The 10662-nt window shown below is 71.3% G+C and carries 8 protein-coding genes and 1 pseudogene; 4 read left to right on the top strand and 5 right to left on the bottom strand.

Annotation, left to right across the window (positions count from 1 at the left end):
• The 5 genes from A612_RS05170 to A612_RS05150 all read right to left on the bottom strand — a co-directional run.
• A partial coding sequence (locus tag A612_RS05170) for a CHASE2 domain-containing protein (RefSeq protein WP_241209517.1) occupies positions 1–2298 on the bottom strand: 2298 nt, incomplete at its 3' end.
• A 27-nt stretch (positions 2299–2325) separates the two neighbouring features.
• The gene (locus tag A612_RS05165) at positions 2326–3996 is read right to left on the bottom strand and encodes a FecR domain-containing protein (protein WP_019373473.1); all 1671 of its coding nucleotides are present in this window, start codon (positions 3994–3996) and stop codon (positions 2326–2328) included.
• Positions 3989–4702, bottom strand: a complete 714-nt coding sequence (locus A612_RS05160; RefSeq protein ID WP_019373472.1) for a response regulator transcription factor — start codon at positions 4700–4702, stop codon at positions 3989–3991. Before A612_RS05160 ends, A612_RS05165 begins: the two co-directional genes overlap by 8 nt.
• Positions 4703–4766: 64 nt before the next feature.
• Positions 4767–6107: a tryptophan--tRNA ligase gene (locus tag A612_RS05155; RefSeq protein ID WP_019373471.1), complete on the bottom strand. Its 1341-nt coding sequence runs from the start codon at positions 6105–6107 to the stop codon at positions 4767–4769.
• A 30-nt stretch (positions 6108–6137) separates the two neighbouring features.
• Positions 6138–6824: a site-2 protease family protein gene (locus A612_RS05150; protein WP_019373470.1), complete on the bottom strand. Its 687-nt coding sequence runs from the start codon at positions 6822–6824 to the stop codon at positions 6138–6140.
• A gap of 285 nt (positions 6825–7109) precedes the next feature.
• On the opposite strand from A612_RS05150, the gene A612_RS05145 reads away from it, so the two are divergent.
• From A612_RS05145 to A612_RS05130, 4 genes and pseudogenes are all read left to right on the top strand, one after another.
• Complete coding sequence (locus A612_RS05145; protein WP_019373468.1) at positions 7110–7982, top strand: c-type cytochrome; 873 nt, start codon at positions 7110–7112, stop codon at positions 7980–7982.
• Positions 7983–8016: 34 nt separating this feature from the next.
• On the top strand, positions 8017–9387 hold the full coding sequence (locus tag A612_RS05140) for a cbb3-type cytochrome c oxidase subunit I (protein WP_019373467.1): 1371 nt from the start codon (positions 8017–8019) through the stop codon (positions 9385–9387).
• A 4-nt stretch (positions 9388–9391) separates the two neighbouring features.
• Complete coding sequence (locus A612_RS05135) at positions 9392–10219, top strand: CbbQ/NirQ/NorQ/GpvN family protein (protein ID WP_019373466.1); 828 nt, start codon at positions 9392–9394, stop codon at positions 10217–10219.
• Positions 10220–10239: 20 nt separating this feature from the next.
• Positions 10240–10662, top strand: a pseudogene (locus A612_RS05130) (nitric oxide reductase activation protein NorD); the annotation flags it as partial.

Raw genomic sequence — 10662 nt, 5'->3', positions numbered from 1 at the left:
CAGGCGCAGCTCGAAGCACGCCCCCGCGCCCTCCTGATTGCGCACCCGCACCTGCCCCCCATGGCGCTCGAGCACGGTGCGCACGAAGGCCAGCCCCAGGCCAATCCCCTGTGGATTGGCGCCGTCGTGGTTGGCGTGTCGGAAAGGCTCGAAGATGCGGGCCTGCAACTCGGGCGCGACGCCCGGGCCTTGGTCCACGATGGTGACGACCCATTCGCCGGCCTCGGCCGCCAGCGCACAGCGCACCGCAGCGCCGGCCGGACTGAACTTGATGGCGTTGCCCAGGACGTTGGCGACCGCGCGCAGCACCAGGGACTGGTCGCCCGCCACGGGCGCCGCTTCATCGGCGCCTGCAAGTTCCAGCCCCAACCCCTTTTTCTGGGCATTGGCCCACGCGTCGTCCAGCGCCTCCTGAAGGACATGAGCCAGGTCGAAGGGGGCCTGTTCGTAGGTGTCGGCCTGGGCGCTGGCCAGCCGGACGAAGCCCTGGGCCATGCCCAGCGATGCCTGGGCGTGGCGCTCGATGCGCTCGAGCAGCTGCTGCTGCGACATCCGACCCGGAAAGCTGCGCCACATCTCCAGGAGGGTCAGGATGGAGGCGGCCGGCGCGCGGATGTCGTGGGAGATGAAGTGCAACGCCTGGTCGCGCTGCTGCTGCGCCCGGCGCATGGGCGTCAGATCCACGAGGGTGATCAGCCAGAGGGAGCGGGCGTCCATCCGGTGGTGCTGGCAGAGCGCCAGCAGGTCGCGGCCGCGCGCATCGCGCCCCTCCTGGCGGGGCGGGACCGCGGCCTGGTCCAGGCCGCCCGCAGGCAGAAGCGGTTCGCCGCTGCACGGGTTGCGCAGGTCGGCCAGCAGCTCGCTCACCAGGCGCCCCTCCAGCGGCAGGCCGACGTGGGCTAGGTGGTCCTCGGCGGCGTCGTTGGCCAGCAGGATGCGCCCCGCCCCGTCGCAGGCCAGGGTCGGCGAGGGCAGGTGCTGGAGGCTGAGGCTGATGAAGTGGTGCAGGCGGCGCAGCCGGGCCGAGGCGTCCTCGACCGCGTGGATGCGCCGCTCCAGCGCGTCCGTGTAGCTCCGCTTGCCCTGGGCGGGAGGGGGCAGCTGCAGCTGCAGCGCCTGCATCTCCAGCTGCAGGAAATGCGCCGCCGCGCCCAGGCGCCGCCAGCTCCACAGTGGCCAGGCCAGGGCGATGCCGACCAGGGCCGGGGTGGCGGTGGGCTGCCAACCGAGCAGCGCCGGGGCGGCCAGGGCCACGGCGAGCGTCGCCAGCGCCAGGACTGCGCTCAGCGCCAACCCGGCGGCTGGACCCAGCAGGGCCACGCCCAGCAAGGCCGCGGCGGCGATTCCCAGGTGCAGCCCCAGCTCCAGCTCGACCGGCAGGGGCCGCAGGTAGGCCTGGGCCCGCTCGGCGTGCAGCGCGTGCGCCAGCAGCTCGACGCCGGGGATGCGCCGCGTGCCGTCCGACAGGGGGGCGACCAGCATGTCGCCAAGACCGACGGCGGTCGCGCCCACCAGCACGTAGCGGTCCCGCAGGGCGCCCGGCGGCAGGTGGCCTTTCAGGACGTCGACGTAGGAATACACGGTGAAGGCCGGTCGCCCGGCAGTGAAAGTCAGGATCCGGGGCTCCTCGCGCACCCAGGCGCCCGAGGCCGGAGGGCGGTTGCCCCGGCAGGCGGGCTGGGGCTCGCCGCCCGCACACAGCAGGGCGATGCTCATGTGGGGCCAGGGGCTCGACTGCGGGCCCTCGCGCCGGTACAGCCGGCGGGTGATGCCGTCGCTGTCCACCTGCACCTGCACATGGCCCAGCTGGGCCGCCGCAGTGCGCAGCAGGGGCAGCGGGCCGTCCACGCTGCTGCCGAAGCCGTGGGGGCTGCGCTGCGCCACCGGCAGCACCACGTTGCCCGCACGGTCGAGGGCGCGCGCCAGCAGCAGGTCGTCTCCGGGGTAGTCGGCGTCGGCCTCGCCGAACAGGATGTCGAGACCGATGGCGCGAGGGCCCTGGGCGGCCACGGTGGCCAGCATCTGCGCGTGCAGGGCCCGGCGCCAGGGCCAGCGGCCGATGGCCTCCAGGCTGGCATCGTCGATGGCGATCAGGACGACCTCGTCGGTGGGCGGCAGCACGTGCCGGCGCATGGCCGCATCGTGCAGCAGGTGGTCGACGCGCCGCAGTGCGCCGCTCAGGGAAAGACCGGCCACCAGCGCCAGGACCGCCAGGGACAGCAGCAGCCACTCGCGGCGCAGGCGCCCGGCGCGCCGGCGGGCCATGGGAGCCCGGGCGGGCTGCTGGCGGGCCTCCATGGTGCCCTGGGCTGGCGCTGCCGTGGCTCAGGGAGCCGACAGCGGGCGCCCGTCGGAGGCGGTGACGGGCTGGCCGCTGCCGTCCTGCACCGAAGCCGCCACCCGGAAGCGGCGCGCCGTGGAGAAGCGGCTGCGCAGGCCGGAGGGATCCAGCGTCTGGATGCGCACGTAGTACAGCCCGGGAGCCAGCGCAGGTGCCACCCAGGCGGGCTCGCCCAGTTCCTCGTCCACCAGAGGTTCGGCAAAGCCGGCCTCGGCGGCGAGCTGCAGGCGGTAGCGCTGTCCCGGCGCGCCCCCGGGCCAGCTCAGCTGCAGCCCGGTCCCGCCCGGGGCGCGGCCGATGGTCTCGGAGGTCGGGGTCGGCGGCCGGGCCGCGACGGCAAAGGGCTGTACCGGCCCAAAGGGGCCCTGGTCGGCGCTGCCATCGGGCAACATCCGGATGCTGGCTGCGCGCCAGTGGTAGCGCCCCGGGGCCAGCAGGCGGGCGTCCAGCGCACACTCGCCAACCCGGATCTCGTCGAGCAGGGGCTGGGCGAAATCCGCGGAGCTGGCGACCTGCAGCCGGTAGCGCGCAGCCCCCTCGACGGCAGTGCAGCGCAGCAGCGCCTCCCCGAGGGGCAAGGCCTGGCCATCCGTGCCGCTCTGGTAGAGCGGTGGCAGCGGATGGGCCTTGACGGTGATGGCGCGCTGCGCCACTTGGCCGGGCAGGCCCTCGGCGTCGAGCGCGCGCACCGAAAGGTACCACTGGCCGTCCTCCGGGGCCGGCAGGCGGAGTTCGGCGGAGGCGGACGTGCTGCTGTGCACCACGGCGTGGAATTGTGGGTCGCTGGCCAGCTGCACCTGGTAGGCGGCCGCCTCGGCCACGGGCGTGAGGCGCAGGCTCAGAAAGTCGGCGTCGCTGAAGACGGCGGGCAGAGCTTCCAGATCGGGCGCAGGCAACAGGGGGCGTGGCGCGGCGAGGCGCCCGGCGGCCGAGACTGCCAGGCCCTGCCCGCCCGACAGCAGCGCCGGCGCGTCGGCAGCGGTGCGCGACGCGACGGCCACGGAGCCTTCGGTGACGGCGGCCAGCGTGCGCCCGTCCGGTGCCAGCGAGAGCACGAAGCGCGTGCCGCGCACGGCCGTGGTGGCGGTGGGCGTGCGAATCTCCAGGGTCCGCCCCGACCCGGCCGCGGGCGCGACCGAGGGTTCCACGGCGCCGCGCTGCAGCCCGAGCAGCGACTGCGCGTCGCCCGCGCGCCCGCGGCGGCGCAGCTGCTCGAGCAGCACGTCCGAGTCGGCCTGCACGCGGACCACGGTACCGTCGGCCAGCCGCACGCTGATGAAGGAGCCGGGTCCAGCCTGGGCGCGCGTGCCCTCGGGCAGCTGCTGACCGGCCAGCGCCGGCTCGGGCTGGCTCGCGCCCGGGAGGGTCACCAGCCCCGCGCCGTGCACGAACACCACCTCGGCCGCGCTGCGCGGCAGCAGCTCCAGCGGGATCTGCAGGACCGAGCCCGGCTGCAGGCGCCGCGGGTCCGGTACCCGGTTGTGCCGCTGCAGCTCGCGCCACAGCCGGGCGCTCCCCAGGTAATGGGAGGACAGGGCTTCGAGCGTGTCGCCGGGCCGCACCCGGTGTTCGATGGCCTGGCCGGCAGCGGCCAGCAGCGGACATGCCAGGAGCGCGGCCGCCCAGCGGCGCCCGCGGCGCAGGAACTCAGCCATGGTTCGCCTCCGCGCCTTCCTGGGCCGGCACGGCTTCCAGCCGGTAGCCCACCCCGTAGACCGAGCTGATGACGTAGCCATGGTCGGGGCGCAGTTGCAGCTGGGTGCGCAGGCGGGAAATGTGCGTATCCAGCGAGCGCGAGACCACATCGGCATTGTGGCCCCACACCGCCTCGCGCAGGTGCTCGCGCGACAGCAGGCGCCCCAGGTTCTGGAAGAGAAACAGCGCCAGCTCGTACTCGCGCGTCTTCAGCTCGACGGGCCGGCCATCCATCTCCACCGTGCGCGTGTCGGGATGGAAACGGTAGCGCCCGCAGTCCAGCGCCTCGACCGGTGGCGCCGGCCAGGCACGGCGCAGCAGCGCCGCCACGCGCGCGTTGAGCTCGGCGATGCGCACCGGCTTGCCCATGAAGTCGTCTGCCCCGCAGGCCAACCCGGCGACGATGTCGCGCTCTTCCTGGCGGTGGGTGACGAACAGAATGGGCAGTTCCGGGCCGAGGTGCTCGCGCACCCAGGCGACGATCTCCGGACCGCTGGAATCGGGCAGTTCCCAATCCACGATCAGCAGATCAAAGGTCTCGCGGCGCAGCACCCGCAGCAGCTCCGTCCCCGTGGAGAAGCCGTGGCACTGGTGGCCCGCGGCGTCCAGGGCTGCCGTGAAGAGCTCCAGCTGGAGCGGATCGTCGTCCACCGCAGCGATGCGCATGTCTACTCCTCCCGTGGTTCGGCCGCCCCTTCCGGGCGCGGGGCCGCCGTTGGCCTATGGTCCTTCAGCTTGCCGCACCCGCCGGGGCTTCCCCCTTGCTGGCGGCCAGCGCGTCCAGGGCGCGGGCCGCCTCGTGCGCGGCCGCACCTTCCAGCGGCTCGAGCTGTCCGGCCAGGGCGACAAGCGCCGCACCGCCTTCGCGCTGCAGGCGGGCGATGGCCTGTCCGGCCTCGCGCGGCGCTTCGAACCCGGTGCTTTGCAGCAGCAGCCGGCCGTCGGCCGCCACCAGCTTGAAATAGAACTTCCCGTCCGACTCGCGGTATTGCTTGAATGCTGCCAGGGCGGGCGGATCGGCCTTGTCGGCGGTCGCCGCCTGCGCTTCGCTCGCCACGGCGACGAGCGGCCTCAGCCCGACGGCATGGCGCAGGCGCTTGAGGAACGGCCGCGCCTCGGCGCGCGCCCGTCCGGCTCCCAGCTGCAGCGCCTCCTCGACCTTTTCCGGGTGCGCCATCAGGTCCTCGTAGCGCGCGCGCATCGGAGCGATCTCGGCGTCGATGCGCTCGAACAGCTGCTGCTTGGCGTCTCCCCAGGCGATGCCGTCTTCGTAGGCGCGGCGCATGGCGGCCGTCTCCTCGGGCGTGGCGAAGGCCTGGTAGATCTGGAACAGGGCCGAGCCTTCCGCTTCCTTGGCCTCGCCCGGCGCGCGCGAGTCGGTGACGATGGACATCACCAGCTTGCGCAGCTGCTCGCGCGGCGCGAACAGCGGGATGGTGTTGTCGTAGCTCTTGCTCATCTTGCGCCCGTCCAGACCGGCAAGCAGGGCGACGTTGTCCTCGATGGCGGCCTCCGGCAGCACGAAGTGCTCCCCGTACAGGTGATTGAAGCTGGCCGCCATGTCGCGCGCCATCTCGATGTGCTGCACCTGGTCGCGGCCCACGGGCACCTTGTGGGCGTTGAACATCAGGATGTCCGCGCCCATCAGCACCGGGTACATGAACAGGCCGGCCGTGACGCCATCGTCGCCCTCGCGCCCGGCTTCCTGGTTGCGGTCCTGCGCGGCCTTGTAGGCATGGGCGCGGTTGAGCAGCCCCTTGCCGGTCACGCAGGTCAGGAACCAGGTCAGTTCCGGGATTTCCGGGATGTCCGACTGGCGGTAGAAAGTGACGCGCTCGGGGTCCAGGCCGGCGGCCAGCCAGCTGGCGGCGATCTCCAGCGTCGAGCGGTGCACGCGCCCGGGCTCCTGGCACTTGATCAGCGCGTGGTAGTCGGCGAGAAAGTAGAAGTTCTCCACGCCCGGCGTGCGCGTGGCGGCGATGGCGGGGCGCATCATGCCGGCGTAGTTGCCCAGGTGGGGGGTGCCGGAAGGCGTGATGCCGGTGAGGAAGCGGACGGGGTTCGGTGCCATGAAACGAAGAAGGGAAGGTGCGGGACGGGTTCAGCGCAGCAGCGCGACCAGAGGGGAGAGCAGCAGGTCGATGGCGCCGTAGCCCAGCGACATGAGCGGGCGCAGCCACAGGGAGCCCACCACGCCGGCCAGCACCAGCGCCAGCACGATAAAGAAGCCATAGGGCTCGATGCGCGCGAGCCACAGCGCCTGCCGCCCGGGCAGCAGGCCCGCCAGCACGCGCCCGCCGTCCAGTGGCGGCAGCGGGAACAGGTTGAAGGCCCACATCACGAGGTTGACCAGGATGCCGGCGCGCGCCATCTGCACGAAGAACGGCTCGGACACGCCCGCGGCCACCAGCCCGATCAGCAGCAGCGCCCAGGCGATCGCCTGCAGGAAGTTGGAGGCCGGCCCCGCCAGCGCCACCCAGACCATGTCGCGCTTCGGGTGCCGCAGGTTGCCGAAGTTCACCGGCACCGGCTTGGCGTAGCCGAACACGAAGGCGCCCGAGGTGGAGAAATACAGCAAGAGCGGCATCAGGATGGTGCCGATCGGGTCGATGTGCTTGATCGGGTTGAGCGTCATGCGCCCGAGCATGTAGGCCGTGCTGTCGCCGAAGTGGCGCGCCGCATAGCCGTGGGCGGCCTCGTGCACCGTGATGGAGAACAGCACGGGCAGGGCGTAGATCAGGATCGTCTGGATGGGGTCGGAAGAAGGCACCTGCCGATTGTCGCGCATGGCGACCAAGGCCTCCTGTCCGACAGCGGTCGGGTGTTTGTCCGACAGCGGCGCGTGCCACCGGCGCCCAACAATGTCCGACAAGCCTGGCGTGCAACGCGCCGGACGGACAAGAACGACTGGAGCCCATCCCATGCACGCCTGGTACGCCCCCCTGAAGATATTCGCGCTCGTCGTCGTGTTGCTGATGGCGGTGGCCATGGTCTATGCCGGAACCATGGCGATCACCTACTGGGCCGGCATCGGCGTCTGACGCCCGCCTTCATCGACGCCAAGGGAGCCACCATGAACAAGCGCCAGACACGCCTCTTCGCCATCGTCGCCACGGCCCTCTCGGCCGCCGTGTTCCTCATCCTCACCTTCGACAGCCACCGCCAGTTCGACCGGCTGACCAACGCCGAGTCCATCACGCCGGCCGTCACGCACGGCAAGAACGTCTGGCACAAGAACAACTGCATCAACTGCCACACCATCTTCGGCGAGGGCGCCTACTACGCGCCCGACCTCACGAAGATCAGCAAGCTGCGCGGCGAGGCCTATCTCAAGGCCTACATGAAGGACCCGTCCAAGTTCTACGACGAGCAACGCCACCGCCGCCTGATGCCCAAGCAGAACCTGAGCGAGGAGGACATCGATGGGTTGATCGCCTTCTTCGACTGGGTGAGCAACGTGGACAACCAGGGCTGGCCGCCGCGGCCGATCCTGGTGGCCGGCTCGGCCCTGCCCGGTGCCGACCGGACCATGGAGCAGCAGACCAGCGGCGCCAAGGTCGGGCGCGGCGGCATCGAGGCGCCCCCGGGGGCGCGGCCGCTGGCCGGCGACGAGGACCCCATCGCCCTGGGCGAGCGGGTGTTCCGCACGGCCACGCCCGCCTGCACCGCCTGCCACTCCACGGCGCCGGGCGTGAACATGGCCGGCCCCTCGCTCGCGGGCCTGGTGGCGCGCACCGAGGCGCTGCTGGCTTCCGGCGACTACAAGGGCGAGTCCAAGGACGTGCGCGGCTACATCCACGAGTCCATCGTCGCGCCGAGCGCACACCTGGTGCCCGGACCGATGTACTCGGCCGACGGAACCTCCTTCATGCCGACCACCTACGGCAAGGACCTCGCGCCCGAGCAGATCGAGCAGCTCGTGGACTACCTGATGACCCTCAAATAACCCGAAGCCGCCCAGGTTCCTTCCGGAGTCCGCCATGAGATACAAGTCCCAATCCGTCGCCTACTGGTATTTCGCCGTGGCCGTGGCCCTGTTCGGGCTGCAGATCGTGTTCGGCCTGCTGTCGGCCACCAAATACCTGGGGCCGGATCCGCTCTTGTACATCCTGCCCTTCGACGTCACGAAGGTCATCCACACCAACGTGCTGATCGTCTGGGTGATCTGCGGCTTCATGGGTGCGACCTACTGGATGGTGCCCGACGAGTCGCGCACCGAGCTCTACAGCGTGAAACTCGCCTACATCCAGCTGGTGCTGTGGGTGGTGATGGGCGTGGCGACGGTGATCGGCTACCTGTTTCGCTGGGGAACGGGCAACAAGCTGCTCGAGCAGCCGCTGCCGTCCAAGCTGGCGATCGTGGTGGCGATGCTGATCTTCCTCTACAACATTGGCATGACGATCCGGAAGTCGGGCCGCTTCACCACGCCCGAGGGCGTGCTGCTGGGGGGGCTGGGGCTGGCGGCGGTGCTGTACCTGCCGGCGCTGTTCGAGTTCCACAACTACACGGTGGCGATCTTCTACCGCTGGTGGACCATCCACCTGTGGGTGGAAGGGGTGTGGGAGATGATCCAGGGCGGCTTCCTCGCCTACCTGCTGATCCGCCTGTCGGGCGCCGACCGCGAGGTGATGGAAAAATGGCTGTACGTCATCGTCGGCCTGGTGTTCATCGCCGGCATCCTCGGCACGGCGCACCACTACTACTGGGTGGGCGTGCCGTCGTACTGGCTGCCGATCGGGGGCTTCTTCAGTGCGCTCGAGCCCGTGGCGCTGGTCGGCATGGCCATGTACGCCTACTACGCGATGCGCCGCTCCGGCATGGCGCACCCGAACAAGCTGGCGCTGCACTGGACGGTGGGAAGTGCCGTGTACACGCTCTTCGGCGCCGGCCTGCTGGGCCTGGCCCACACCTTCCCGAGCGTCAACAAGTGGACGCACGGCACCTTGATCACCGCCATGCACGGCCACGCGGCGTTCTACGGCGCCTACGCGATGATCGTCATGGCCATGATCAGCTACGCGCTGCCGTCGTTCACGCGCCGGCCGGAAGAAGGCACATCCATGGGCTACCTGGCGTTCTGGATGCAGCTGGCCGGCATGTTCGGCATGACGCTGTCATTTGCCACCGCCGGCATCGGACAGGTCTACCTGGAGCGCATCATGGGCATGGGCTACCTGGACGCGCAGCTCAAAATCCAGGTGCACTTCGTGATGCTGATCATCACCGCCTCGATCTTTGCCGTGGGCGTGGCGCTGTTCATCATCGACTTCTTCCGCTATCCGCTGCGCCTGGAAGTGCGCACGGACGATCCGGTGGTGCCAGTGGCCCCGGCCCGAGCGGCGACGGTCTGACGGCGTGGACGCGACCTTCCTGCAGGCGGCCGACCAGGGCACTCCGGGCAACGTGGCCGACGCGCCCTATTACCTGCCCACGGGCGACGAGGTCGAGGTCTTCGAGCAGTGCCACGCCCAAGGGCTGGCGGTGATGCTCAAGGGCCCGACGGGCTGCGGCAAGACGCGCTTCGTCGAGTACATGGCCTGGCGCCTCAAGCGGCCGCTGATCACCATCTCCTGCCACGACGACCTGAGCGCGAGCGACCTGATCGGGCGCTTCCTCATCAAGAACGATGGCACCGAATGGCACGACGGGCCCCTGACCCGCGCGGTGCGCGAAGGCGCCCTGTGCTACCTGGACGAGGTGGTGGAGGCGCGCCAGGACACGGTGGTGGTGCTGCACCCGCTGACCGACCACCGGCGCGAGCTGCCCATCGACAAGACCGGCGAGCTGGTGCGCGCCGCACCGGGCTTCGGGCTGGTGGTCTCCTACAACCCCGGCTACCAGCGCATGCTCAAGGACCTGAAGCCGAGCACGCGCCAGCGTTTCGTGGCGCTGGACTTCGGCTTCCCCGCCCCGGACGTGGAGGCGCGCATCGTCGCGCGGGAAAGCGGCATCGGCGAGCCCGATGCGCGCGCGCTGGTGCAGCTGGCCGGGCGCCTGCGTGCGTTGCACGACCGCGGTCTGGCGGAGGTGCCAAGCACCCGCCTGTTGGTCGCGGCAGCGCAGCTGGCGGTGCGCGGCGTGCCGCTGCCGCGCGCCTGCATGCACGCCATCGTCGCGCCGCTGTCGGACGAGGCCTCGCTGGTCGCCGCCATGCGCGATCTGGTGGACGCGACCTTCGTCTAGGGCGCTGGGGCGGGCAGGGCATGGCCGAAGCCGAAGACGTCATCACCGACGCGGCGCGCCACGCGACCATCTACGCGCAGCAGCTGTGGCGCCGCCACCGCCCGCCGCTGCCCGGGCCGCCGGTGCTGCAGCTGGCCGACATCGCGGCGCGGCTGGACCTGCTCATCACGGCAGCCCTGGGACCGGGCCTGGTGCTGCGGCCGGCCCAGCCGCCGGCGCCGCCCACCTTTCTGTCGCGCTGGCTGCAGCGCGGCGAGCCGCCGCAGCCGGCGCAGGCGCTGCCCGCCACCGACGGCTTCAGCCTCTGGCTGCCGCCCGCACTGCCTGCCGAGGACGGCGTGGAAGCGGCCGCCGAGCGCTACCGCACGCTGGCACTGGCGCACGCCCAGCGCGCCCTGCGGGGCACCGCCCAGCAGGCCGCTGGGGTGCGCGAGCCGCTGGCG

The sequence above is a fragment of the Melaminivora alkalimesophila genome, assembly GCF_000282995.1.
GTDB classification, from domain to species: domain Bacteria; phylum Pseudomonadota; class Gammaproteobacteria; order Burkholderiales; family Burkholderiaceae_C; genus Melaminivora; species Melaminivora alkalimesophila.
This window is presented reverse-complemented; position numbering and strand designations above follow the sequence as displayed.

Coding starts and splice junctions, on each gene's coding strand:
- A612_RS05145 (WP_019373468.1), top strand. CDS start 7,110: ATGAACAAGCGCCAGACACGCCTCTTCGCCATCGTCGCCACGGCCCTC.
- A612_RS05140 (WP_019373467.1), top strand. CDS start 8,017: ATGAGATACAAGTCCCAATCCGTCGCCTACTGGTATTTCGCCGTGGCC.
- A612_RS05165 (WP_019373473.1), bottom strand. CDS start 3,996: ATGGCTGAGTTCCTGCGCCGCGGGCGCCGCTGGGCGGCCGCGCTCCTG.
- A612_RS05160 (WP_019373472.1), bottom strand. CDS start 4,702: ATGCGCATCGCTGCGGTGGACGACGATCCGCTCCAGCTGGAGCTCTTC.
- A612_RS05155 (WP_019373471.1), bottom strand. CDS start 6,107: ATGGCACCGAACCCCGTCCGCTTCCTCACCGGCATCACGCCTTCCGGC.
- A612_RS05150 (WP_019373470.1), bottom strand. CDS start 6,824: ATGCGCGACAATCGGCAGGTGCCTTCTTCCGACCCCATCCAGACGATC.